The organism is Demequina soli (genome assembly GCF_000971195.1).
In the GTDB taxonomy this organism is placed as follows: Bacteria; Actinomycetota; Actinomycetes; order Actinomycetales; family Demequinaceae; genus Demequina; species Demequina soli.
Genome location: NZ_BBLZ01000002.1, coordinates 426,768 through 451,650, shown reverse-complemented (window position 1 = coordinate 451,650; position 24,883 = coordinate 426,768). Strand labels below are relative to the sequence as shown.

At 75.1% G+C, this 24,883-nt stretch carries 22 protein-coding genes; 9 read left to right on the top strand and 13 right to left on the bottom strand.

Going from position 1 to position 24,883, the window contains the following annotated elements:
• The 4 genes from AOM04_RS14805 to mtrA all read right to left on the bottom strand — a co-directional run.
• The coding region (locus AOM04_RS14805) for a hypothetical protein (protein WP_062463510.1) at positions 1-576 on the bottom strand (576 nt) is incomplete at its 3' end.
• 87 nt (positions 577-663) lie between these two features.
• Positions 664-2,391 (bottom strand): LpqB family beta-propeller domain-containing protein, encoded by a 1,728-nt coding sequence (locus AOM04_RS05495; RefSeq protein WP_082104410.1) that lies wholly within the window; start codon positions 2,389-2,391, stop codon positions 664-666.
• A complete protein-coding gene (gene mtrB, locus AOM04_RS05490; RefSeq protein ID WP_062463506.1) occupies positions 2,388-4,025 on the bottom strand; it encodes an MtrAB system histidine kinase MtrB in 1,638 nt (545 codons plus the stop codon). The genes AOM04_RS05495 and mtrB overlap by 4 nt, the downstream gene beginning before the upstream one ends.
• Positions 4,022-4,705, bottom strand: coding sequence for an MtrAB system response regulator MtrA (mtrA, locus tag AOM04_RS05485; RefSeq protein ID WP_062463503.1), 684 nt, complete (start codon positions 4,703-4,705; stop codon positions 4,022-4,024). Before mtrA ends, mtrB begins: the two co-directional genes overlap by 4 nt.
• A 78-nt stretch (positions 4,706-4,783) precedes the next feature.
• Between mtrA and AOM04_RS05480 the strand changes: the two genes are divergently transcribed.
• The 5 genes from AOM04_RS05480 to AOM04_RS05460 are packed head-to-tail and all read left to right on the top strand — an operon-like array spanning position 4,784 to position 10,079.
• Positions 4,784-5,914: a hypothetical protein gene (locus AOM04_RS05480; protein ID WP_062463500.1), complete on the top strand. Its 1,131-nt coding sequence runs from the start codon at positions 4,784-4,786 to the stop codon at positions 5,912-5,914.
• Positions 5,911-6,552 (top strand): DUF4129 domain-containing protein, encoded by a 642-nt coding sequence (locus AOM04_RS14480; RefSeq protein WP_062463497.1) that lies wholly within the window; start codon positions 5,911-5,913, stop codon positions 6,550-6,552. The genes AOM04_RS05480 and AOM04_RS14480 overlap by 4 nt, the downstream gene beginning before the upstream one ends.
• The gene (locus AOM04_RS05470; RefSeq protein WP_156160623.1) at positions 6,549-7,757 is read left to right on the top strand and encodes a DUF4350 domain-containing protein; all 1,209 of its coding nucleotides are present in this window, start codon (positions 6,549-6,551) and stop codon (positions 7,755-7,757) included. The genes AOM04_RS14480 and AOM04_RS05470 overlap by 4 nt, the downstream gene beginning before the upstream one ends.
• Positions 7,754-8,785: an AAA family ATPase gene (locus AOM04_RS05465; RefSeq protein WP_062463492.1), complete on the top strand. Its 1,032-nt coding sequence runs from the start codon at positions 7,754-7,756 to the stop codon at positions 8,783-8,785. The genes AOM04_RS05470 and AOM04_RS05465 overlap by 4 nt, the downstream gene beginning before the upstream one ends.
• 1 nt (position 8,786) lies before the next feature.
• A complete protein-coding gene (locus AOM04_RS05460; RefSeq protein WP_062463489.1) occupies positions 8,787-10,079 on the top strand; it encodes a DUF58 domain-containing protein in 1,293 nt (430 codons plus the stop codon).
• Between the two features lie 166 nt (positions 10,080-10,245).
• On the opposite strand, the gene AOM04_RS05455 is transcribed toward AOM04_RS05460, so the two are convergent.
• The gene (locus AOM04_RS05455; RefSeq protein ID WP_062463486.1) at positions 10,246-11,241 is read right to left on the bottom strand and encodes a stage II sporulation protein M; all 996 of its coding nucleotides are present in this window, start codon (positions 11,239-11,241) and stop codon (positions 10,246-10,248) included.
• A 41-nt stretch (positions 11,242-11,282) separates the two neighbouring features.
• Between AOM04_RS05455 and AOM04_RS05450 the strand changes: the two genes are divergently transcribed.
• Complete coding sequence (locus AOM04_RS05450; protein ID WP_062463483.1) at positions 11,283-12,104, top strand: RDD family protein; 822 nt, start codon at positions 11,283-11,285, stop codon at positions 12,102-12,104.
• A gap of 106 nt (positions 12,105-12,210) precedes the next feature.
• Here the strand turns inward: AOM04_RS05450 and AOM04_RS05445 are convergent, their stop codons facing one another.
• Genes AOM04_RS05445 through AOM04_RS05435 form a run of 3 tightly spaced genes read right to left on the bottom strand, consistent with a single transcriptional unit; the run spans position 12,211 to position 14,954 of the window.
• The gene (locus AOM04_RS05445) at positions 12,211-13,125 is read right to left on the bottom strand and encodes a cation diffusion facilitator family transporter (RefSeq protein ID WP_062463481.1); all 915 of its coding nucleotides are present in this window, start codon (positions 13,123-13,125) and stop codon (positions 12,211-12,213) included.
• Positions 13,126-14,559 (bottom strand): phosphomannomutase/phosphoglucomutase, encoded by a 1,434-nt coding sequence (locus AOM04_RS05440; protein WP_062463478.1) that lies wholly within the window; start codon positions 14,557-14,559, stop codon positions 13,126-13,128.
• Positions 14,560-14,594: 35 nt separating this feature from the next.
• Positions 14,595-14,954, bottom strand: coding sequence for a DUF3499 domain-containing protein (locus AOM04_RS05435; protein ID WP_062463473.1), 360 nt, complete (start codon positions 14,952-14,954; stop codon positions 14,595-14,597).
• 128 nt (positions 14,955-15,082) lie between these two features.
• On the opposite strand from AOM04_RS05435, the gene AOM04_RS05430 reads away from it, so the two are divergent.
• The gene (locus AOM04_RS05430) at positions 15,083-15,484 is read left to right on the top strand and encodes a metallopeptidase family protein (protein WP_062463470.1); all 402 of its coding nucleotides are present in this window, start codon (positions 15,083-15,085) and stop codon (positions 15,482-15,484) included.
• A gap of 13 nt (positions 15,485-15,497) precedes the next feature.
• Here AOM04_RS05430 and AOM04_RS05425 read toward each other — a convergent pair whose 3' ends face one another.
• The 3 genes from AOM04_RS05425 to AOM04_RS05415 are packed head-to-tail and all read right to left on the bottom strand — an operon-like array spanning position 15,498 to position 20,245.
• Positions 15,498-16,823, bottom strand: coding sequence for a DUF5719 family protein (locus tag AOM04_RS05425; protein ID WP_156160622.1), 1,326 nt, complete (start codon positions 16,821-16,823; stop codon positions 15,498-15,500).
• Complete coding sequence (locus tag AOM04_RS05420; protein ID WP_082104408.1) at positions 16,820-19,966, bottom strand: glycosyltransferase family 2 protein; 3,147 nt, start codon at positions 19,964-19,966, stop codon at positions 16,820-16,822. Before AOM04_RS05420 ends, AOM04_RS05425 begins: the two co-directional genes overlap by 4 nt.
• A 24-nt stretch (positions 19,967-19,990) precedes the next feature.
• Positions 19,991-20,245, bottom strand: coding sequence for a WhiB family transcriptional regulator (locus AOM04_RS05415; protein ID WP_439645060.1), 255 nt, complete (start codon positions 20,243-20,245; stop codon positions 19,991-19,993).
• Positions 20,246-20,582: 337 nt separating this feature from the next.
• Here AOM04_RS05415 and AOM04_RS05410 point away from each other — a divergent pair, with 337 nt between their 5' ends.
• Positions 20,583-21,806, top strand: coding sequence for an LCP family protein (locus tag AOM04_RS05410; RefSeq protein ID WP_062463447.1), 1,224 nt, complete (start codon positions 20,583-20,585; stop codon positions 21,804-21,806).
• Positions 21,807-21,896: 90 nt separating this feature from the next.
• The gene (locus AOM04_RS05405; protein WP_062463444.1) at positions 21,897-23,150 is read left to right on the top strand and encodes an LCP family protein; all 1,254 of its coding nucleotides are present in this window, start codon (positions 21,897-21,899) and stop codon (positions 23,148-23,150) included.
• A 68-nt stretch (positions 23,151-23,218) separates the two neighbouring features.
• Here the strand turns inward: AOM04_RS05405 and purE are convergent, their stop codons facing one another.
• Together purE and AOM04_RS05395 are read right to left on the bottom strand one after the other, a co-directional pair.
• Positions 23,219-23,719 carry a 5-(carboxyamino)imidazole ribonucleotide mutase gene (purE, locus tag AOM04_RS05400; protein ID WP_062463441.1) on the bottom strand — a complete coding sequence of 167 codons (501 nt, stop codon included), beginning with the start codon at positions 23,717-23,719 and terminating at the stop codon, positions 23,219-23,221.
• Positions 23,716-24,858, bottom strand: a complete 1,143-nt coding sequence (locus AOM04_RS05395; RefSeq protein WP_062463438.1) for a 5-(carboxyamino)imidazole ribonucleotide synthase — start codon at positions 24,856-24,858, stop codon at positions 23,716-23,718. The genes purE and AOM04_RS05395 overlap by 4 nt, the downstream gene beginning before the upstream one ends.
• Between the last annotated feature and the right edge of the window lie 25 nt (positions 24,859-24,883).

Below are 24,883 nucleotides of genomic sequence, written 5' to 3'. Positions count from 1 at the left end.
GGCGGGTCCCGCCGGACGGGCGCGGCGGCGCAGCACGGGCGCCCCGGCACGCCAGCGGCCGCGGTCCCCCGCGCCCCGCGAGGACCCGCGCGCGGGCGCCAGGACCGCCTCGACCCGCGCGGCCACGCCCGCATCGGCGAGGCCCGCCGCCGCCGCGCGCGCGAGCAGCAGCGGCAGGTCCGCGCCGCGCCGGCGCGTGTGCGCGGCGCGCGCGGGGCACGGGATCACCGCGACGGAGGACGATGCGCGGGCCCCCGCAAGCGCGGCACCCGCCTCCCGCGCCGCCCGGGTCATCGCGGGCCCGAGCAGCGCCCCGAGGTCGCGCCGACCCGCGTCCTTCCACGCCGCGACGATGCGGTGGGCGGCCCCGTCGAGCTCGGCGATGGACCACACAGGCAGCGGCGGGTCGAGCACGCCCAGGCGCACCGCGCCGCTCTCGCAGCGCAGGGGCGGCTCCCACCACGGGGCCTCGCACTCGTCGCACCAGCGCACGTCCGCCAGGCCGCAGCCGGGGCACTCGACGGGCACGACGAGGCGCGCCACCCGCCCCAGCGGGCCCGGCTCGCCCCGTCCCATGCGCTCAGGGTGCGGCGGCACGCCCCGGCCGCCGCCGCGGCCGCTTCCCGCCGGGGACGCGCCCGCCCCCGGCGCGGGTCGGGGACATCAGCCCGCGTAGGCGAGGTCCGAGACGCCGCTCGCGATGCTCGACCAGCCGGTGCCGGCCCGCTCGCGGACCGTGCCGTCCTTCGACACGAGCGTGATCGACCGGTCGCCGTGGCGGGCGGAGATCTCGACGGCGTCGGGGACGGCGGCGTCCTCCGTGGTGCGGCCGCCGACCACGACGGTCCACAGCGGCGGTGCCGCGCCCTTCTCGGAGGACGTGCCGAGCAGGGCGACCGTGAGGTCGTCCACCCAGATCGCGTCGATGGTCGCGCCGATGTTCGCGCCGATCTGCAGCGGCTCGCCCACGCTCAGGGGCGCGCCCTTGTCGGAGCGGACCACCTCGGCGACCTCGACCACGGTCTGCGCCCCGGCGCGGGACACGACCAGCACGCGCGCGCCGTCGCGGGACGGCACCACCTCCTGGACGGTGCGGCCCGCGAGCCAGCGCGCATCGAGGGACGTCTGGTTCCCGTCCTTGTCGACGGCGATGATCGCCTGCGGCTCCGTCGTCTCGGACGTCCACACCCAGCCGTAGCGATCGAAGCTCGGGGGCACCAGGTGATCCCCCTCGACGAGCGTGGTGGTGGCCATCGTGCCCTGCGCCTCCCCCGCATCGTCCACCGGCACGAGCGAGTCCGCGCCGCCCTCGAGCGCGTCGGACAGGACGATGGTGTCGCCGCCGACGCGGAACGCGACGCGGCGTCCGTTGTAGCCGGTCGCGAGGCCATCCGCGCCGGCGGGCAGCGCGCCCACCGAGTCGGGGACCACGCGCATCTGGTCGCCGTCCCACAGGCCGAGCCGGCCGTCGACGAAGGCCGCGGCGACGTTCTCGGGGACGGGCTCGGGGGCGAGCGTGTCCTGCGTGTGCGCGACGAGCGGCAGGCCCGCCACGGTGACGTCGACGCCCGTGATGCCGGGCAGCGCGGTGAGCGTCTGGCGCAGCTGCTGCTCCGCGAGGGCGCGCTGGTCGGCGTTGCCCGCCGACTGCGACGCGAGCTGCACCTTCGCGATGCCGTCCGTCACCACGACGGAGTCGACCGCGAGGCTCGAGCCCTCGGGGAAGCCGGTGGTGACCGCGTTGGACAGCCACGGCGACGGGCCCGCGACCAGCTCGCGTGCCGCGGACGTCGCGACGTTGCTCACCGGCAGCCACCGGAGCTCGGGCACCACCGTGCTGCCGTCCTGCGAGGCGAAGATGAGCGTGACGGGCAGGAACACGCGGTTGAAGTTCGCCTCGGCGAGCAGCGAGCCGTCCTCGAGGCCCGAGATGCGCCACTGCGCGGCGACGTCCTTGGAGACGCGGAACTCGAGCTGCGCCTGGGTGCCCGACTGGGCCTCGAGCATCCGCCCGTCCTCGTCGATCGACGCGGCGACGGGCACCGAGTAGGTGACGCGGCCGGCGGCCTCGTCGTAGTCGGGCGTGAGGGCGCCCGAGTCGAACACGGTCACCTCCGCGAGCGGGTCCCAGTCGGCGCGCGCGGGCACCGTGAGGTACTCGCGTGCCACGGAGAAGTCGGAGGCGAAGCCCGCCGCGGTCGCGCGGATGAAGCCGGACACGATCTGGTTGACGCTGTCGCCCATCTGGGGGCCCTCGGCGAAGGGCACGAACGGCTCGGCGCCGTCGACCTCGCCCGTGCCCTCGTTGACCTCTCCCGAGGTCGGGATGGTCGCGCACGCGCTCAGCGCGAGCGCCGCGGCGGCGCACACGGCGGCGAGCCTCAGCCTCATGGGGCCACCTCCCTGCGGTCGGAGTCGAGCGGCACGCGCTCGGCGCGGGTCGCGTAGTCGGGCTCGGGGATCACGAGCGGCAGCGGCGGATGCTGGCCCAGCCCGCGCGACGTCCGCGGCAGCTGGAGGCGGAAGCTCGCGCCCTTGCCGGGCAGGCCCCACGCCTCGAGCTTGCCGCCGTGCAGCTGCGCGTCCTCGCGGGCGATGGACAGGCCCAGGCCCGTGCCGCCCATGGTGCGGGCGCGCGCGGCGTCGGCGCGCCAGAAGCGGTCGAACACGCGCTGCGCCTGCTGCGGCGTGAGGCCGATGCCGTAGTCGCGCACGACGACCGCGACCGCCCGCTTGGTCGAGGCCACGACGACGTCGACGGGCCCGCCCTGCGCGTGCTCGATCGCGTTGGAGAGCAGGTTGCGGACGATGCGCCCGACCCGCGGGCGGTCGATCGACGCGAGGTGGTCCCCCTTGGCGATCCACAGCCGCAGCTCGACGCCCTGGCCGCGGGCCGCGGGCACCATCGCCTCCACCTGGTCGCGCACCACGTCCGCGAGGGACATGTCCTCGAACTCGAGCTGCGCGGCGCCCGCGTCGATGCGGGAGATCTCGAGCAGGTCCGCCAGCAGGGTCTCGAAGCGGTCGATCTGGGTGTCGAGCAGCTCCGCGGTGCGGGCCACCTCGGGCGGGAAGCCGTCGCGCGCATCGTGCAGCACGTCGGCAGCCATGCGGATCGTGGTGAGCGGCGTGCGCAGCTCGTGGGAGACGTCCGAGACGAAGCGCCGCTGCAGGCGCGACAGCTCCTCCATGCGGGTGATCTGCCGCTGGAGCGACTCCGCCATCTCGTTGAAGGTGCGCGCGAGGGTCGCCATCTCGTCCTGGCCGCGTACGGTCATGCGCTCCGAGAGGATGCCCTCCGCGAGGCGCGACGCGACGCGCGCCGCCTGGCGCACGGGCCGCACGGTCTGCCGGGTCACCTGGAAGGTGAGGAGGCCGAGCAGCGCCATGAGCGCGACGGCGCCCACCGCGAGGACGCGCTGGATGAGCTCGAGCGTCGCCTGCTCGTCCGCGAGCGAGTACACGAAGTACAGCTCGTAGTCGCCGGCGCCGCGCACGGTCACCGGCACGCCCACCACCACGCCGGGGTCGCCGGTGTCGGGCATCGCGACGTACTGCCACGACTGGGCGGCGCCGCCCTCGACCGCCGCGCGCATCTCGGGCGTGATGATGCTCACCAGCTCGGGATCGGTCACGGGCGTGGTGAGGAGCACGCCGGACGAGTTCGACGGGTCGCGCAGGAGCACGATGCCGCGCGAGCTGCCGCCGACCGTGCCGAGCCCGTCGACGAGGTCGTTGACGAGCTGCTGGAGGTCGCCCGGGCTCTCCGCGGTCGACGCGTCGACGTTCTCCTGCGCGCCGGCCGCGTCGCGCGCGGACTCCGACAGGATCCGGTCCACGCGGGTCTCGACCAGCCCGTCGCGGATCTGCGTGCTGATGACGTAGCCGATGAGCAGCAGCGCGCCGAGGCCGAGCACCGTGGTGGTCGCGACGACGCGCAGCAGGATGGACCCGCGGAACCGCCGCCAGACCCGGCGCGGGCCCTTGGCGAGGTTCGCCCACAGGGAGCGGGGCGTGGGCCTCACGACCCGACGCCACCCGCCTTGTAGCCGACGCCGCGCACCGTCACGATGATCTCCGGGTTCTCCGGGTCCCTCTCGACCTTGGCGCGCAGGCGCTGGATGTGGACGTTGACGAGCCTCGTGTCGGCGGCGTGCCGGTAGCCCCACACGTCCTCGAGCAGCACCTCGCGCGTGAACACCTGGCCCGGGCTGCGGGCGAGCGTGACGAGCACGTCGAACTCGAGCGGGGTGAGCGGGATCATCTCGCCGTCGCGCGTGACGCGGTGGCCCGTCACGTCGATCTCGAGGTCGCCGACGCGGACCACCGCGGGCGTGGCGTTGTCGTTGCGGCGCAGGCGCGCACGGACGCGGGCGATCAGCTCGCGCGGCTTGAACGGCTTGGGCACGTAGTCGTCGGCACCGGCCTCGAGGCCGACCACCACGTCGACCGTCTCGGACTTGGCGGTCAGCATGATGATCGGCACGCCCGACTCGGCGCGGATCTCGCGGCAGATGTCGATGCCGGAGCGGCCCGGCAGCATGAGGTCGAGCAGGATCACGTCCGGGTTGGTGGCCCGGAACGCGGCCACCGCCTCGTCGCCGTGGTCGCAGAACACCGTCTCGAAGCCGTCGCCGCGCAGGACGATGCCGAGCATCTCGGACACCGCGGGGTCATCGTCGACCACCAGGATCTTCGCCGTCATGCACCCATTATGCCGAGCGGTCCGCCGCGGCCCGCGCAACGCGTGGCAGGATGGGCGGGACCGCACCGAGAGGACGCCATGGACGACCGCGACGACGCCGCCGCCTGGGCCGCCCCCGCGCCCGTCTCCCCTGATAGCCCGCCGATCCCGGCACCGGCCGCCGCGGTGTCCGGCTGGGGTCCCGCGCCGACCGACGGGTGGGCCGCCGGTCCCCCGGCGCCCGCCGCATCGTCCCCGTACGCCGCCGCACACGCGGCCGCGCCCACGTCCGCCTCGTGGCAGCCCGGCTTCATGCCGCTGCGCCCGCTCGGCTTCGGCGACCTCCTGGGCCTGCCGTTCCGCGCGATGCGCTACAACCGCTCCGTCGTGGTCGGCGGGCCGCTGCTGCTCACCCTCGGCGCGACCGCGCTGCTGGCCGTCGGCATGTGGCTGGGCTTCCGCGACGCGTCGCTGCTCTTCACCGACCCCACGCAGGCCGGCTCGTTCAGCCTCGGCGGCACCACGATCGCGGTGCTGGTCATCGGGCTCGTCGCCGCGCTGCTCGCGGACGTCCTGTCGAGCGCGATCGTCGCGCCGGGAGTCGCGCGCGGCGTCCTCGGCGAGCGCATCAGGCTCGCGGACGCGTGGCACGCCGTGCGCCCCCGCATCGGCGCCCTGCTGCTCCTGTACGTCGTGGCGACCGTCGGCCTGCTCGCCGTCGTGACGCTCGGCCTGCTGCCGCTCATCCTCACGGTCGCGAACGGCGCGGGCGCGGGGGCGATCGTCGCGTCGGTGCTCCTCGTGATCGTCGTGGCGGTGCCGGCCGCAGCCGTGGTCACGCTGGTCGGCGGCATCGCGCGCCCCGTGATCGTGCTCGAGCAGCGCCGCACGTTCGCCGGGCTGCGCCGCACCATCGGGCTCCTCAAGGGACGCTTCTGGTGGTCGCTGCTCGTCGTGTTCGTCGCCACGGTCCTCATCGGCGCCGTGTCGGGCGTGGTGAGCAACCTCGGCAGCGGCGTGGGCCTCGTGGTCGGCTTCGCCGCCCCCGACAACGGGATCCTGCTGGGCATCGCGTTCGTGCTGTCGCTCGTGCTGAGCCTCGTCGTCTCCTATGTCCTCACGTACTCCTTCATGGGCTCGCTGTTCGCGCTCCTCCTCATCGACCTGCGCATCCGCAACGAGGGCTTCGACCTCACCCTCGCGGAGGCCGCCGAGGCGCGGCGCGCGTGAGCCTGGACGCCCCGCCGCTCACGCCGGACGCGGACGCCGCGCGCCGCTGGGCCGTCGAGGAGCTCGCGAAGGACGAGTACCGCCAGGGCGGCACCTCGTGGCTCGAGCGGGTCTGGCAGTGGTTCTCCAGCCTGCTCGACGGGCTCGGCAACGGCGCCGGCGGCGCGCTCGGCACCCTCGGCACGATCGCGGTGGTCGTGGTCGCCGTCGGCGCCGTCGCGCTGGTGCTGTGGCTCGTCGTGGGACCGATGCGCCGCACCAGGGCCGCCGCGAGGGCCGCCGAGGGCCTGTTCGCGGACGACCGCGGCGCGGACTCCCTCGCCGAGGCCGCGCGGGCCGCCGCCCGCGCCGGCGACTGGGCCGGCGCGACGCTCGACCAGTACCGCGCCCTCATCCGCGGCCTCGCCGAGCGCGACCTCATCGCCCTCACCGCGGGCCTCACAGCGGCCGAGGCGGCCGCACACGGCGGGCGCGCGCTGCCCGCCCTCGCGACGCGGCTGACGGCCGACGCGGACGCGTTCGACGGGATCCGCTACGGGCACGTCCCCGCCACCGAGGCCACCTACGCGCACGCCCTCGAGACGACCCGCGCGTGCGCGGCGGCGCGGCCGCGGGTGGACGCCGGGTCGCCGTCGTGACGGCCGGACCCGCCCTCGTCACCGCCGACATGGGCCCCGGCCTCGGCGAGCGGCTGCGCCGCAACCGGCTCGGGATCGTCGCGCTCGCGCTGCTCGTCGCCGTCGTGGCGGCGCTCGTGCTGGGGACCCGCGCCGGCGACGTGGACCCGCTGTCGACCGAGAACTCGACGCCCACCGGCGCGCGCGCGGTCGCGCAGATCCTGCGCGGCCACGGGGTCGAGGTGCGCCAGGTCGACCGCCTCGCGCGCGCCGCCGTTCAGGACCCGGCCGCGACCACGCTCGTCATCGCGAACCCGTCCCAGCTCACCGCGGGCCAGGCGACCGCGCTGCGCGAGTACCCCGGCGACCTCGTGCTCCTCGGCGAGTCCGGAGGCGCGCTCGCCGCGCTCGGGCTGCCCCTGACCGAGGAGCCCGTCTACCTGCCCGAGACCGTGCGGTCGGGCTGCACCGACCCCGACGCGGTCGCGGCCGGCACCGCGCGGGTCGACCTGGTCGGCCTGGTCGCGACCGACGCCACCGAGGTGTGCTTCATCGGGCGCTCCGGCGCCGGGGCCTTCGCGCGCGTCACCGACGGCACCCGCACCGTCACGGTGATCGCCTCCAGCGGCATCGTCACCAACGCCCAGCTCGCCGACGCGGGCGACGCCGCCCTCGCGGTGCGCACCCTCGGCCGCCACGCGCAGGCCGTCTGGTACGTCGCCGACGGGCTGGACCCCACCCTGCCGACGTGGTCGGGCTCGGGCTCGGGCGACGTGCCCGGCCGGGTGCCGAGCTCGGTCGACGCGCTGCCCGACTTCATGCCCCCCGGCACCGGCTCCGCCCTCTACGCGCTCGCGCTCGCCGCGCTCGTCGCCGCGTTCTGGCGGGCGCGCCGTTTCGGCGCGCTCGTGCGCGAGCCGCTGCCCGTGGTGGTGCGCGCGTCCGAGGCCACGCGCGGCCGCGCCCGGCTCTACCGGCGCGCCCGCGCCGCGGGCCGGGCGGGGGCGTCCCTGCGCGCCGCGGCGGCGCTCCGCATGGGCCGGCGCCTCGGCGTGGGCCGCGCGGACGGCCGCGACGCGCTCGTCGGCGCCGTCGCGCGCGCCTCCGGCCGCCCCGCCGTCGACGTCGACCGCCTGCTCTACGGACCCCCGCCCGCGGACGACGCGGCCCTTCTCACCCTGATCTCCGAGCTCGACACCCTGGAAAGCGAGGTTCACCGACCGTGACCGACCCCACCCCGACCACCGCCACTGCGGACCCCTCCACGCCCGAGCCGGACGCGGCCGCCCCGGCGACCGACGCATCGTCCGCCGCGCGCGACGCGCTGGGACGCCTGCGCACCGAGGTGGGCAAGGCCGTCGTCGGCCAGGACCAGATGGTCACCGGGCTGGTGATCGCGCTGCTGTGCCGCGGCCACGTGCTGCTCGAGGGCGTGCCGGGAGTCGCGAAGACGCTGCTGGTGCGCGCGCTCGCCGCGTCGCTCGACCTCGACACCAAGCGCGTGCAGTTCACGCCCGACCTCATGCCCGGCGACGTGACGGGATCGCTCGTGTACGACGCGCGCACGGCGGCGTTCTCGTTCCGCGAGGGGCCGGTGTTCACGAACCTCATGCTCGCGGATGAGATCAACCGCACGCCCCCGAAGACGCAGTCGGCGCTGCTCGAGGCGATGGAGGAGCGCCAGGTGACCGTCGACGGCGAGGCGCGCCCGCTGCCCGACCCGTTCCTGGTCATCGCGACCCAGAACCCCGTCGAGTACGAGGGCACCTACCCGCTGCCTGAGGCGCAGCTCGACCGCTTCATGCTCAAGCTCACGGTGCCGATGCCGGCGCGCGACGCCGAGACCGACGTGCTGCGCCGGCACGCCGCCGGCTTCGATCCGCGCGACCTCGCGGCCGCAGGCGTGGGCCCCGTCGCCTCGATCGGCGACCTCGACGCCGCGCGGGCGTCCGTCGCGGCGGTCGAGGTCGCCGACGACGTGCTCGCGTACATCGTCGACATCTGCCGCGCGACGCGCGAGGCTCCGTCCGTCGCGCTCGGCGTGTCCCCGCGCGGCGCCACCGCGCTCATGCAGACGGCGCGCGCGTGGGCGTGGATGCGCGGCCGCACGTACGTCTCCCCCGACGACGTCAAGGCGCTCGCCGCGTGGACGCTCGCGCACCGCATGCGGGTGCGCGCCGAGGCGGAGCTCGAGGGCGTCACCGCGATCTCCGTGCTCACGTCCGTGCTCGCCGCCGTGCCCGTGCCGCGCTGACATGCACATCACCGGCTGGACGGTCGCGCTCGCGGCGCTCGGGGCGGTCCCGGCCGCCCTCACGCAGTCGCGCGGCGTCGCGGTCCTGTGGCTGCTCGGCGTCGCCGCGCTCGCCGCGGTCGACGCGTGGCTCGCGCCGCGCACCTCCTCGGTGGGGGTGCGGCGGGAGGCGCCCGCGTCGGTGCGGCTGTCGCAGGCCGCGACCACGCGGCTCGTCGTCGCCAACGTGGGCCGGCGCCGCGTCCGCGGGGCGGTGCGGGACGCCTGGCAGCCCTCGGCGGGGGCGACCGGCGAGCGGCATGCGTTCGCTCTTGCGGCCGGCGAGTCCGCATCGTTCCGGACGATGCTGCGGCCCACACGGCGCGGCGACCGGGCCGCCGGGCCGGTGACGGTGCGCACGTTCGGGCCGCTGCGCCTCGCGGGGCGGCAGCGCTCGCTCGAGGTGCCGGCGCGCCTGCGGGTGCTGCCCGAGTTCGCCTCGCGGCGCCACCTGCCGTCGCGCCTGCAGCGCCTGCGCGAGATCGACGGCCGGACCGCCGTGCGGCTCAAGGGCGCGGGCTCCGAGTTCGACTCGCTGCGCGAGTACGTGGTGGGCGACGACGTCCGCGCGGTCGACTGGCGCGGCACCGCGCGCCGCGGCGAGGTCGTGGTGCGCACCTACCGTCCCGAGCGGGACCGCCGCGTGGTCATCGCGCTCGACTGCGCGCGGCTGTCCGCCGCGCGGGTGGGCGACGCGCCGCGCCTCGACGCATCGATCGAGGCGGCGCTGCTGCTCGCCGCGCTCACGACGCACGCCGGCGACCGGGTGCAGGCGACCGCCTTCGACCGCGCGGAGCAGGCGCGCGCGGCGGCCGGCGGAGGGGCGGGAGTGGTCGCCGCGCTCGCCTCCGCGCTGGCCCCCGTGGAGCCGTCGCTGCTCGAGCCCGACTGGCCCGCGCTCGTCCGGCTCGTCGAGTCGCGCGTGTCGCAGCGCGCGCTCGTGGTGCTGCTCACGACGGTCGACACGTCGGCGATGGACTCGGGCCTGATCGAGGCGGTGGCGGCGCTGCAGCGGCGCCACCAGGTGCTCGTGGGCTCGGTCGAGGACCCCGAGCTCGGCACGCTGCTCGACGGCCGCGGCGACGTCGACGCGCTCTACGGCGCCGGCGCGGCGGCCCGGGCGCTGCTCGAGCGCGAGGCGGTCGCGACGCGCCTGCGCCAGCTCGGCGCCGAGGTGGTGCTGGCCCTGCCGGACGACCTCGCGCCCGCGGTCTGCGACCGCTACCTCGCGCTCAAGTCGGCCGGGCGGCTGTAGCGGCGGGCCGCGGCACGCGTCGTCTCCGACCGCGTTCCACACACCCACCCGGCTGGGAGCGCTCCAACGATGCACTTCGCGCGGCGAACCCCGACGTGGCGCGGCCGAGATGCAGATCCTGTGTGAAGGGGGTCACGCGCAGGAGCGCACGGGCACAAGAGTGCGGTCAGCCGACGAGCGCCGCCTGGTCCGTCGCGAAGTCGCCCTCGGAGTCGCCCGTGGCGCCCGCCCGGACCGCCGCGCGGCCGGCCACGAAGATGTACATCCAGAACGCGGTGGCCGCGACCGCGCCGATCACCACCTTGAGCCACCACGGCAGGCTCGAGCCGGTGACGTAGCCCTCGATCAGGCCCGAGCACAGCAGCGCGATCGCGAGGCCTAGCGCGACGCCGATCGCCCCGCGGCCCTCCTCGGCGAGCGCCCGCCCGCGCGGGCGCGGACCCGGCACGAGCATCGTCCAGAACAGCCGCAGCCCGGTGCCCGCCGCCACGAACACCGCCGACAGCTCGAGCAGCCCGTGCGGCGCGATGAGCTGGAAGAACACGTCGAGCGCGCCCGCCTCGCCCATGACCGCGCCGGCGACCCCGAGCTGGAGCACCGTCTGGTACATGAGGTAGAGCGGGTACGCGCCGGTGATCCCGAACGCGATGCACTGCGCCGCGAGCCACGCGTTGTTGGTCCACACGTGGGCGCCGAAGGACGTCGAGTCGTACTCGGTGTAGTAGCTCGCGAACTCCTGCTGCGCGATCTGGGCGCGCACGTCGGGCGGCCCGACCAGGTCGAGCGAGTCCGGGTGCGACAGCGTCCACCAGCCGGTGACGAACGCGAGCCCCACCACCGCGACGGTCACGCCCACCCCCCACCAGCGCACGCGGTGCAGCGCCGCGGGCAGGCTCACGGCGAGGTAGCGGCGCACGTCGCGGGTCGAGAGCGTGTGCGCGCCCGTGAGCCACACGCGCGCGGAGGCGAGCAGCACCGACAGCCGCGACACCACCGATGGCTCGGGCGCCGCCGAGCGCACGGCCGCGAGGTCGCCCGCGGTGGCCTGGTAGAGGCGCGTGAGCTCGTCCGCCTCCGCGCCGGTAAGCCGTCGTGCCCGCGCGAGCTCCCTCAGGCGCGCCCAGCGGGCCTCGCGCACGGCGCCGAAGGAGTCGATGTCCACGCGGCTACGATGCCACAGGGGCGGCGAACCTGGGAGGACGCATGACGGACGAGGACGCGATCCTCATCGGCGAGGGCGTGGTGCTCGACTCGGGCGCCGCATCGGTCCCGCTGCGCATCCTGTCGGGCACCATCGACATCCTGTCCACCCTCACGCTCTACAGCGTCGGGACGTCCGTGCTCCAGCGCGCCGCCGCCGGCGCGAACGACGCGTGGCTCGGCGCGATCACCGTCGCGTGGACGGTGGCATGTCTCGTGCTGCTGCCCATGACCGTCGAGACCCTCACGCGCGGCCTGTCGCTCGGACGCTGGGCGGCGGGGCTGCGCATCGTCCGCGACGACGGTGGCCCGGTGAGCGTGCGCCACGCCGCGGCGCGCGCGCTGCTAGGTGTGCTCGAGCTGTACGGCACGCTCGGCATGCTGGCCGCGACCGTGTCGGCGTTCAGCGCGCGCGGCAAGCGCCTGGGCGACTACGTGGCGGGCACGTACGCGATGCGCACCCGCGGCGCGCGGCGCGCGCTGCCGCGGCTGGCGATGCCGGCGACGCTCGCGGGGTGGGCGGCGACGGCCGACATCACGCGCCTGCCCGATGGGCTCGCGCTCACCGCGCGCATGTTCCTCGCGCGCGCGGGGACGATGCACGCGCCGTCCCGGGTGCGCATCGGCACCCGCCTGTCGCAGCAGCTCGCGACGCACGTGGCGCCGCCGCCGCCCGCGGGCACCCACCCCGAGGACTTCCTCGCGGCGGTGCTGGTGGCCCGGCGCGATCGCGAGCAGGCGCTCGAGGAGGCGCGCATGGCGCGCGCCGACCGGGACGGCGCTGCGCTGCGGCGACTCCCGTACGGCATCCCCGACGCCGACTGACCGGAGGCGCGCCGGAGCGCCGAGGCCGGCGAGGACTGAGCGTCCCGAACCGTGGGTCGGGGCCGGATTCTGAGGACTGAGCGTCCCGAACCGGGGTGGGGGCCGGTCAGGCGCCGTGGCGCACGTCGGGCTCGATGAAGATGAGCCTGACGGCCGGCACCGCCGCGCGGATGAGCGCCTCTGCGCCGTCGGTGCGCGCGGCGACCTCGGCGAGCGTCTCGTCGGGACGGGCGGCAACCTTGGCCGCGACGAGGATGTCCTCGGGCCCCAGGTGGGACGTGCGCAGGTGGATGACGTCGGGGTAGCCGCCCTCGGCGAGCGCGGCACGGATGCGCGCGACGTCCTCCGGCGTCGCGGACTCGCCGAGCAGCATCTCGCGGGTCTCGCGCGCGAGCACGAGCGCGATGCACACGAGCAGGGCGCCGATCATCGCGGTGCCGAACGCGTCCCAGCGCCCGTTGCCCGTGATCAGCGTCATGGCGATGCCCACCAACGCGAACGCGAGGCCCACCAGCGCGCCGAAGTCCTCGAGGAGGATGACGGGCAGCTCGGGCGAGCGGGAGCGGCGGATGAAGCGGCCCCAGCCGACGTTGCCGCGGATCTTGTTCGACTCGCGCATCGCGGTGCGGAACGACAGGCCCTCGAGCACCATGCCGATGACGAGCACCGCGATGGGCACCCACTGCCATGACTCGATGGGCTCGGGGTGCTGCCACTTGTGCCACGCCTCGTACAGCGCGAAGCATCCGCCGAGCGTGAAGAGCACGACGGCGACCACGAACGCGTAGAAGTAGCGATACCGGGAGAAGCCGAAGGGGTGCTCGGGGGTGGCCTCCTGGCGCGCCTTCCGCGCGCCCAGGAGCAGCAGGAGCTGGTTGCCCGAGTCGGCGACCGAGTGGATGGCCTCGGCCAGCATGGACGATGCGCCGGTCAGGGCGTACGCCGCGAACTTCGTCACGCCGATGCCCAGGTTGGCGCTCAGGGCGGCGACGACCGCCTTGGTGCCGCCCTCGGTGGACACTCAGCCCTCCCGGATGACCGCGAGCACGCGGTCGCGCATCGTCTCCATGAGCGCGGCGCCGTCCGCCTCCGAGTTGAGGCGCAGCAGCGGCTCGGTGTTGGAGGGGCGGACGTTGAACCACCAGCGCTCGCCCTCGCCCGGCGCGGGCCAGTGCTCGACGGTGAGGCCGTCGAACTCGTCGGAGTACACGTCGGAGGTCACGAAGGCCGCCTTGACGCGCGCGAGCGCGTCCGGCACCGAGGCGACCGTGGAGTTGATCTCGCCGGATGCGGTGTACGGCTCGTGCGCCGCGATCATCGCGGACAGCGGGCCGTCCTGGGTGCCGAGCGCCGCGAGCACATGCATCGCCGCGATCATCCCCGAGTCCGCGTAGAAGAAGTCACGGAAGTAGAAGTGGCCCGAGTGCTCACCACCGAAGACCGCGTTGAGACGCGCCATCTCCGCCTTGATGAAGCTGTGCCCCACGCGCGAGCGCACCGGCGTCGCGCCCGCCGCGGCGAGCTGCTCGCGCACCGCGCGCGAGGAGATGAGGTTGTGGATCACGGTCGGCTTCGCATCCGGGTCCGTCGCGAGCTCGCGCGCGGTCTCCCTCAGGCCCACGAGGCACGTGATCGCGGAAGGCGTCACCACCTCGCCGCGCTCGTCGATGACGAAGCAACGGTCCGCGTCGCCGTCGAAGGCGAGGCCGATGTCGGCGCCGTGCGCCTTCACGGCGGCCTGGAGGTCCACCAGGGTCGACGAGTCGAGCGGGTTCGCCTCGTGGTTCGGGAACGTGCCGTCGAGCTCGAAGTACAGCGGGATGATCTCGAGCGGGACCTCGGGCAGGCCTGCCGCGGTGCCGAGCACCGCCGGGACCGTGTAGCCGGCCATCGCGTTGGCGGCGTCCACCACGACCTTGAGCGGGCGGATGCCGTCGAGCGGGACCAGCGAGCGCAGGAAGGCCCCGTACTCGCCCACCATGTCGCGCATCGTCTCCGTGCCCGGCGTCCCCGCGGCCGCGGGCGCCTCGACCAGGTAGCGCGAGGCGAGCGCGCGCACGTCCGCCAGGCCGGAGTTGTCCCCGACCGCGCGGGCCCGGCTGCGGCACAGCTTCATGCCGTTGTAGGCGGCCGGGTTGTGGCTCGCCGTGATCATCACGCCGGGGATGTCCAGCGCGCCGGACGCGTGATAGAGCCCGTCGGTCGAGCACAGGCCGATGCGCACGACGTCGACGCCGCGGCCCGTGAGGCCGGCGGCCACCGCGTCCGCGAGCCACGGCCCGCTGTCGCGCATGTCGTGGCCGATCGCCACGGTCGTCTCCCCCTCGGGGAGCACGATCGCGTCCGCGAAGGCGGCGCCGATGGCGGTCGCGACCTCGGCGGTGAGCGTCTCGCCCACGATGCCTCGGACGTCGTACGACTTGATGAGCTGGGACAGGTCGGGAGCGTCAGTCACGCGGTCAGACTAGCGGCACCGCGTTTGCCCTGTCTTTAGGCGTCGTTGGAGATGACGCGCAGGTGGCCGCGGCGCGGCTCGGATGCCACCGGTGCGGGCGGCGTGAACGCCGGCGTGGGGCGGGGTCGCCCGGCCTCGCGGACCGCGCGCGCGAGCGCCTCGAGGTCGTCGTCCGACGGCGGCGGCTCGACGAACTCGCTCTGGATGTGGACCACGTCCCAGCCGCGCGGCGCCGTGAGGCGATCGGCGTGGTGGGCGCACAGGTCGTAGCTGTGCGGCTCCGCGGCGGCCGAGAGCTGGCCCACCACCACCGTGGAGTCCGCGTAGACGTAGGTCAGCGTCGCCGCGGCGGGGCGCGAGCACGACGAGCGCGAGCACTGACGGGTGGCGATCACGTGAGAGACGGTACCCCCGCGCCGCGCCGCGCCGCGTCCGGCGCGCGGGCGCGCGGCCACCCGCGCGGCGCTCACCGGCTCGCGCGCCGGCCCCGCCTGCGGCGGGGCAGCCGCGTTACCCTCGCCGTATGTCCCGGCGCGATCGTCACGGCCGCGGCCTCCGCAGGCCGCTTCTTCCCTTCGGGGCACCCGGCTACCGGACGCGGGCCGAGCGCTTCGACGACCTGGTGGCCGATGCGGTGGACCGCCTCGAGCCGCGCTGGGGCGACCAGTGGGGCCGCATCGAGTTCGGCACGGAGGACGTGCCGCCGTCGGACCCCACGCCGTGGGAGGACGCCGTGCCGTTGGGCCGGCTGTTCCCCGCGGACCTCGGCCAGCCCACGCGTGTGGTGCTCTACCGCCGCCCGCTCGAGGAGCGCGCCGAGCCCGACGAGCTGCCCGGCCTCGTGCGCGACGTGGTCGCCGAGAACGTCGCCCACGTGCTGGGCCGCTCCCCCGACGAGATCGACCCGGAGTACGGCCAGGGCTGAGCGCCCCGCGCGGTCAGGAGCCCGCGCCCGGACCCACGTACGGGACCTGGCCCACCTCGACCGTCGCCGTCTCGACGCCGGTGGCGCGCGGCACGAGCGTCGCGACGAACCCCGGATCGTCCTCGAGCTCGAGGGACCACGCGAAGCGCCCCTCGGCCGTGAGCACGGTGCCGGCGGCGACGGCCACCGGGAGGGTCGCGGTGGTGTGCGCCGCCATGGCCTGCTGGGCGACGACGGCGCCGCTCGCATCGGTCAGGGTGAACCGCCCCCCGCTCGCGGTGTGGACCGTGACGGCCACGACGTGGTCGGTCGCCACGACGCTGCGCGCCTCGGCGCCGTCCACGGCCTGCGCGGGCATCCACGCGAGGTCGCGTTCGACCGCGCCGGCGGGGCCGTCGGTGACGGGTCGCGGCACGCTGCGCATCGCCGCGGCGACCACGGGAGCGTCCGCGTGGATCTCGATCGCGCCGGAGTCGATCTGCGGCACCTCGACCTCGGTGACCACCCCGGGGTCGAGCTGGAGGCTCGACACGCCGCCCCAGTCGACGGGGCCGTCGTCGCCGACGAGCGTGAGGTCGGCGGTCGCACCCTCGGGCGCCATGAGCCTCAGCGTGGTGGTGGCGTCCGCGCCGGCGCCCACGCCCGGCACGACGAGCGCCGTGGCGGGCGCGGCGCCCCGGCCCACCCAGTCGGTGCCCGCGGGTTGGAAGCCGTCGAGGCGGGAGTCCTGGAGGTGGGCGACCACGCCCGCGCCGGTCGCGCTCACCCGCACCACGAGCGCGGGCACCTCGGCGACCGTGCCCTCGAGCAGCAGATCCTGCTGGCCGCCCGGGGCGATCGACACCACCGACCGCTCCTCGAGCGGTCCGAGCGCGCCGTAGAAGGTCACGGTCGCCTCGGTCGACGCGTCGGTCGGGTTGGTGAGCACGAGCCGGGCGCTCGACCCGAGGGAGGTCGAGCCGCCCACGAGCCACTGGTCGCGCACCGGCGCGAGGCATGTCGCGGCGGCCAGGCCGGCGACGTCGCCCGAGCCGATCCGCTCGACCGAGGCCGCGGCGTCGGCCCGCGCGAGGAAGCCCGCGCCGGCGTCGCTGCGGCCGTCGCCGAGCGCCTGGTAGGTCTTGTCGCTCGAGCCGGAGCCGAGGTCCGGGTCGCCCGCGTCGATCTCCCCGACCGGCACCTCGACGGGGCCGGGGCACGCGAGCGGCTGGACGGCGGGCGTCACCTCGCCCGCGTACGGCGCGGCGTCGACGGGCGGGTCGACGGGGATGCGGCCCGACGCGACCACCGCGACGATCGCGGCGGCCGCGGCACCCAGCACCACGAGGCGACGGATCATCGGCGCACCGCCAGGTAGCGGCGGTCGTGCAGGGGGATCATGCCCACCATCGCCCAGGCCACGGCGACGAGCGCGGCCCACCACCACACGCGGTAGTCGGCGTCCTCGTAGCGGTACGCGACGTGCTGCGCGCCGGCGGGGACGGCGAAGGCCGCGCGGCCCTGCGCATCGTCCACGGCCGCGAGCGGCGAGCCGTCGGCGGTCGCGCTCCAGCCCGGGTCGGCGGGTGCCGCGATGACGAGGGTGCCCGCGGCGCCGCCCGAGGCGGTGGCGCCGGTCCACGAGTCGGAGTCGAGGGTGGTCACGGCACCGTCCTCGGTGGCGATCCACGCGCGCGCGATCGGCTGGTCGGAGCCCGGCCGCGACACGCGGTAGCTGGTGCCGACGTCGCTCGCGCCGATGAGGCTGAGCTCGGGGATCTGCGCGAGCGAGCCCGCGATGGTCGAGGAGCCGGGCGCCGCGACGAGCACGCCGATGCCCCAGTCGGCGAGGGTCCGGTCGGCGCCCTCGCCTGCGCCCGCGAGGGTCGCGACGGCCTCGGACAGCGTCGCGGGGGTGGCCGGGGACTCGCCCGGACGCGCGAGCGGGCTGCCGTCGGCGGCGACCTGCGCGCGGCCCGTGAGGGTCGTGGTGCCGTCGTCCTCGAGCAGCGTGAAGTCGACCCCGCCGGGGGTGTCGTGCAGCACGAGCACGCGCTCGCGGGTCGCGAGGCGCTGCTCGAGCTCGGCGACGAGCGGCAGCACCACGGGCGTCGACGGGTGCACGTCGCCGCGCTCGGCACGGCCGGGCCACGCCTCGACGACCACGGACGCCACGAGCACGCCCGCGGCCAGGGTGACGGCGACCGACGAGGCGAGGCGCACCGCGGCGCGGCCGCGGCCCTCGCCCGCGTTCCATACCTGGGACGATGCGGCGGCGGCGGCGCCGATCAGGCCGGCGGCGACGAGGGACGAGCCGGGTCCCGCGAAGCCGTTCGCGGCGGCGGCGCCCGCGCCGTCGGGGCTCACCACGACGACGGCCTGCGCGCCGGCGGCGGTGACGACGCCGATGCCGGCGACGATCAGGCCGGCGGCGACCGCCCAGGGCGCGCGCCCGGAGGCGACGGCCAGCACCGCGGCGGCGACCACGACGAGCCCGATGGCGCCCACCACGACGGTGCCGGGCAGCCCGGGCAGGACCGCCGCGGCTGCGGAGGAGTCCGTCAGCCCCAGCACGATGCGCCACGGCTCGACCACGCCGGACGCGAGCGCGGGGCCGTTCTCGCGGGCCAGGATCGCCCACGCGTCACGGGTGAGGGGCCCGGCGTGCCAGGCCGCGACCAGGGCCGGGCCGGACACGACGAGCGCGGGCAGCGCCGCGGACCACACGCGCCACCGCACGCGACCGGCGAACGCACCGGCGACCACGATCACGGCGAGCAGCGGCAGCAGCAGGACAGGGGACGCCGCCACGATGACGGCGAACGAGAACGCGGCGCCCATCGCGGCGCTCGGGGACGGCGTGCGGGTCGCGGGGAACTCCTCGCCCCCGCCCACGGCCTCGCCGCGGTGCCAGCCAGCGGCCCGCATGAGTCCCATGGCGAACCACGGCAGCATGACGTGGGCGATGACGGGACCCACGCGCCCGTCGGAGATCGCCTGGAGGTGCAGGGGCCACAGGCCGTAGGCGAGCGCGCCGAGGCCGCGCGCCCACACCGACCGGGTCGCGGTGCCGAGCGCGAACCACGCGGACACGGACGCGAGCGCGACCCCGAGGGCGAGCAGCAGCCCGATCCACACGCGCGTGCCGCCGGGCAGCGCCGCCGCGGGCACGAGCAGCGCGGCGAACGATCCGTCGAGCGCGGGCGAGCCGAAGCCGTCGGCGCTCCAGCCGGACCACGTGCGCTCCCACAGGGCGTCCAGCGGGACGTCGGTGACGCCGAGCGCCGAGCCGGCGAGCATGCGGCCCGAGGCGAGGGCCGTGAGCCAGGTGCCGTGCAGCGCGATCGACGCGGCGAGCGCGAGCGTCGTGACGACCCCGAGGCCGAGACGCCGGCGCACGGCCGCGTCCGCCAGCTCGCCGCGCACCATGTCGGACGGCGCCGACTGCGCGCGCCAGCGGTCGTAAGCGCGCAGCTCGCGCCCGCGGATCGTGGTGAGCACCGTGCGGGTGCCGACGAGGAACGGCGCGACGGCCGACGGGGGGCGGGTCGCGCTGCGCCTGACCCGCGCGCGCATCGCCGGCACGCGCGGCAGGCGTGCCAGGACGCGCCACGGCACCGCCAGGTCGGCGCCGACCATGCGCGACTCGTTCTGCGCGATGCGCAGCACGGCACGGAACGCGGCGGAGACGAACGACCACAGGACCAGGAAGGGGACGGCGAGCGCGGGCGCCCAGGCGAGCGCATGGACCCACTCTCCGGTGCGCCGCTGGCCGTAGGAGGAGTCGCGCCGCCGGGACGCGCCTCGATCGCGCGACGACAGGGACCGCGCGCCCGTGAGGGAGTCCTGGGCGTGACGCACCTTCGCGACGGGCACGATGACGACGTCGTGGCCCGCGCGCCACGCGAGACGGCAGAAGTGGAGGCTGTCGCCGAAGCCGCGGTAGGCCGGCTCGAGGCCGCCGAGCTCGTCCCACACGTCGCGGCGCACGAGCGCGGCGGCGAGCGAGGCGGCGAGGACGTCGTCGCGCTCGTCGTACTGGCCCTGGTTGATGTCGTCCTCGTCGACGAGGTCGATGCGGCGCGCGCCGACACGGGTCGTCGTGACGCCGAGGTTGACGAGCCGCGTCACGTCGTCCCAGCGCACGTGGGCGGGCGCGACGACCGCGGCGGCCGTGCGCTTCTTCGCGGTCGCGACGAGCTGCGCGAGCGCGGTGGGAAGCGGGGCGGTGTCGTCGTGGAGCAGCCAGAGGTACTCGTAGGGGTGGGCCGGGGCGGCCCCGAGCACCCGGGCGATGCCCTGGGCGTAGGTGCGGCCGCCCTCGACGAACTCGACGGCGAGCCCCTCGGGGACGGCGGGCCGTTCCGCATCCGCGGGGATCACCACGTCGAGGATGTCGGGGCGGAGGGTCTGGTCGGCGATCGCGCCGAGGACCTCCGGCAGCCGCGGCGAACGACCGTCGGAGACCACGATCGCGCGCACCAGCAGGCGCGCAGCACTCATCGCGCTCCCACGCAGGCCTTCCAGCTAGACAGCGCGCCGCTTGAGCTTGCGGCGCTCACGCTCCGACAGCCCACCCCAGATGCCGAACCGCTCGTCGTTGGCCAACGCGTAGTCGAGGCACTCGGAACGCACGTCGCACGACGCGCACACCTTCTTCGCCTCACGCGTGGAGCCACCCTTCTCGGGGAAGAACGCCTCGGGATCGGTCTGGGCGCACAGTGCGCGCTCCTGCCATGCCAGCGGACCGTCGTCGTCGGTCGCGCTGAAGATGTCCACCACCGACGCGAGGGTCGATGCCGGCTTGCCTGCGTCAGAGGGCACCGATCCGTCGTAGATATTCCACACGGGGCCCCACCTCCGATCACAACGGAGATCCTGCCCGTCCCCGTCACAGGAAATTACAGCCGTGTAATCAGTCCGCGTCAAGTCCAGAGGTGCACTTTGTCCCAACTATTTACACAGCCGTCACACGGCACGCCATGCCGCATCATCCCTGCGTCGGCACGCACGCGTCCGGGCGTGTCCCCGCATCGTCCCTCGCACCCCCGTCGCGGCGCCCCGGAGCCCCCCGTGCGCCATGCCTACAATGCGCCGCAGGGACCGCGAGAGGAGACGCATGGCCGACACGCCCGACACGCGGCCGCGCCACGCGCATCACAGCCGCGCCCGCCGCATCGGCCGGCTCTCGCTGCTCGCGGCCGTCGCGCTCCTCGGCTTCACCGTCTCCTATGCAGGGACCGTGATCGGGCAGCTCGACGCGACGCTCGGGGCGCGCGCGCAGGACGTGACGGACCTCGTGGGCTCCGACCGGCCGTCGGCGCCCGCGGACGCCGACGCGGGAGCCGCCCTCGACATCCTCGTGATGGGCTCCGACTCGCGCTCGGGCGACAACAGCAGCCTCGACGGCGGCTCGACCATCCAGGGCATGCGCAACGACACGACGATGCTCGTGCACATCTCCGCCGACCGCGCACGCGTCCAGGCGGTGTCGATCCCCCGCGACGCGCAGGTCGACATCCCCGAGTGCACCTACCTCGACGGCTCGACCGTCCCCGCCACGCACGGCGACTTCAACATCGCGTTCGCGAACGGCGGCGCCAAGGGCAACGCGGCCGAGGCGGCCGCCTGCACGATCAAGACCGTCGAGCAGCTCACCGGGATCCGCATCGACCACTACGTCGTCGCCGACTTCGAGGGCTTCGTCACGATGGTCGACGCGCTCGGCGGCGTGCCGATGTGCATCCCCGAGCGCATCGTCTCCAAGAAGGCGCACCTCGAGCTCGACGCGGGCCCCCAGGTGCTCGACGGCGAGACCGCGCTGGCGTACGCGCGGCTGCGGACCGCGGAGGAGGGCGGCGTGTCCGGCTCCGACCTCCAGCGCATCACGCGGCAGCAGCAGCTGCTGTCGCAGGTCGCCGCGACGGTCCTGTCGAAGAACCTGCTCACCGACGCCGACCAGCTCACCGCGTTCCTGCGCGCGGCCGCCGAGTCGCTCACCATGGACCCCGAGATGGCCGATACCTCGTACCTCGTCGGGCTGGCCTACAGCCTGCGCGGTCTCGACCCGGCGGACATCGACTTCCAGACCGTCCCGTGGGAGTACACGGAGGATCGCCTCAACGTCGACATCCTGCCCGAGGCCGAGCAGATGTGGGACGATATCCGCAACGACCGACCGATCTCCGTGACCACCGCGGGCGACGCGAGCTCCGCCTGGGATGACGGCAAGAAGAAGAGCACCTCCACGCCCTCCTCGACTCCCTCGTCCTCGGCGACGTCCAGCGATGCCCCCACCTCCGCCACCACCACGACTGAAGACCTGCTCTCGCAGTGCCGATGACCAGGGTGGAGGAACTCATGGCCGCGAGCGCGCGTTGAGTCGCCAGCAGTATCGACATCGCGTGCGCGCACGCCGGACTCAGGAGCATGAATGACCGTCGAGGTCTCGGACCATCGTCGCCGCAGGCGGCTGCGCCACGCGACTCGCGTCCCCTCCCACCGCGTCCTGGGCGCCGTGCTCGGCATCGTTGCCGCGGTCCTGGGCTTCGGCGTCGTCTTCGCCGAGACCAGCCTGAGCCGGATCAACGACTCGTTCAGCACGCAGGACATCAGCGCCCTGCTCCCGGAGACCCCGGCGATCAGCGCGTCCGCCGACGCCGACCCGGTCGACGAGGCTCAGGGCAAGGCGCAGAACATCCTGCTGCTCGGCTCGGACTCCCGCCTCGACGAGAACGGCCAGCTGAGCGGCGACTCCGTGGGCGGCATGCGCAACGACACCACGATCATCCTTCACATCTCCGCGGATCGCTCCCGCGTCGAGGCGCTGTCGATCCCGCGCGACTCGCGCGTGCAGATCTCCGACTGCAAGATGCTCGACGGGTCGACCGTCAAGGGCTGGACGGGCAAGTTCAACATCGCCTTCGCCAACGGCGGGCGCAACGGCAACATCGCCGAGGCGGCCGCGTGCGTCGCGACCACCGTGTACGACCTCACGGGCATCCTGGTCGACCACTACGCCGTGGTGGACTTCTCGGGCTTCGTCGACATGGTCAACGCGCTCGACGGCGTCCCGATGTGCATCCCCAACGACGTCGACGCGCCGAAGGCGCACCTCAAGCTCACCGCCGGCAGCCACGTGCTCGACGGCAAGACCGCGCTCGCGTGGGCCCGCGCCCGCACCGGCACCGGCCTGGGCGACGGCACCGACCTCATGCGCATCGAGCGGCAGCAGGAGCTGCTCACCAACATGACGCGCAAGGCGCTCGGGCTGAACCTCCTCACCGACGCGACCAAGGGCACCAAGTTCATCACCGCGCTGGCGAACTCGCTCACGATGGACCCGACGCTGGGCGACTCGCACTACCTGCTCGGCCTCGCGTGGAGCCTGCGCAACTTCGACACCGACAACCTCTACTTCGCGACCGTGCCGTGGCACTACCCCGGCGACGGCAGCGGCGACGTCGTGTGGACCGAGCCCGATGCGGACAACGTGTTCGCCGCGCTCAAGGCCGACAAGTCGATGAAGACGGTCCTCGAGCCGGACACGTCCTCGACCCCCAAGCCGTCCAAGACCGCCAAGCCGAGCACCTCCGCCTCGCCCTCAGCGTCGTCGTCGCCGAGCGTCAGCGCGACCCCGAAGCGCGAGACCCAGCAGGAGATCCTGGCCGACTGCACCGTCGGCTGATCCCGGACAGCACGACGGCCCGGTCCCCTCGGGGGCCGGGCCGTCGTGCTGTCCGGGGACGATGCGCGTCAGGCGTTGCGGAGCGCCTCGCCCTTCGCGTAGGCGATCTCGCGCAACTGGTCCTGGAAGGCGCGCATCCGCTCGCGCAGCGCGGCGGCCTCCTCCCCCGCCCCGGCGCCGAGGATCCGCGCGGCGAGCAGGCCCGCGTTGCGCGCGCCGCCGATCGACACCGTGGCCACGGGCACGCCGGCGGGCATCTGCACGATCGACAGGAGCGAGTCCATGCCGTCGAGGTGCTTGAGCGGGACCGGCACGCCGATGACCGGCAGCGTCGTCACCGAGGCGAGCATCCCGGGCAGGTGCGCGGCGCCGCCGGCGCCCGCGATGATGACCGACAGGCCGCGCGACTCCGCCTCGCGGCCGTACGCGATCATCTGCTCGGGCATGCGGTGCGCGGACACCACGTCCTTCTCGTAGGAGATCCCGAACTCGTCGAGCGCCTCCCCCGCGGCCTTCATCGTGGGCCAGTCGGAGTCCGACCCCATCACGATCCCCACGCGCACGCTCATGCGTCTCCTCCATCTCGAACGATCGCCGCGGCGGTCACCGCGCGCCGGTACGCCTCGTCGCGCGTGGCGGCCGACACGTTGACGTGCCCGACCTTCCTGCCCGCGCGCACGCCCTTGCCGTACAGCTGGATCTTGGCCCCCGCATCGTCCACCTCCGCGAGCGCGTCGGTGAGCGTGCCGCGGGCGCCGCCCAGCACGTTCGCCATGACGGTCCACGGGGCGGTCGGCTCGGTCGAGCCGAGCGGCAGGTCGAGGACCGCGCGCAGGTGCTGCTCGAACTGGCTCGTCACGGAGCCGTCGATGGTCCAGTGGCCCGAGTTGTGCGGGCGCATCGCGAGCTCGTTGACCAGGATGCGGTCGCCCGCGAGGAACATCTCGACCGCGAGCACGCCCGTGACGTCGAGCCCGTCGGCGACCGTCGCCGCGATGCGGGAGGCCTCCTCGGCGACGTGCTCGGGGAGCGACGGCGCGGGCGCGATCACCTCGGAGCACACGCCGGCCCGCTGGATCGACTCGACCGTGGGCCACGCGAGCGACGCGCCCGAGGGGCGGCGCGCGATGAGCACCGCGAGCTCGCGGTCGAACGGCACCTTCTCCTCGATGAGGACGCGCGGCCCGCCGTCGGCGGCGGCGCGCAGCCAGTCGGTCGCCTCGGCGGGCGAGGCGACGACGCGCACGCCCTTGCCGTCGTAGCCGCCGCGCGCGGTCTTGAGGACGCCGTGGCCGCCGTGGCGCGCGAGGAAGTCCTCGACGTCGGCCTCGGTCTCGACGTGCGCCCACGCGGGGTTGGGCAGGCCGAGCTCGTCCATGCGTGTGCGCATCTCGATCTTGTCCTGCGCGAACAGCAGCGCGTGCAGGCCCGGGCGCGCGGGCACGCCCGCGGCGGCCGCGGCGTCGAACACCTCGGCGGGGATGTGCTCGTGCTCCCAGGTGAGGGCGGCGGGACGCGGGTGCGCGAGCAGGCGCGCGACCGCGTCGGGGTCGGTGGGCAGGCCCACCACGGTCTCGTGGGCGGGCAGGGCGGCGGCGGCCTCGCGCGACTCGACGAGCACGCGCAGGGTGACGCCCAGGGCGGTGGCGGGAGCCGCCATCATCCGGGCGAGCTGGCCACCGCCGACGACGGCGACGATCGGGGTCATGGGAACAAACTACCGGGGGCTAGGC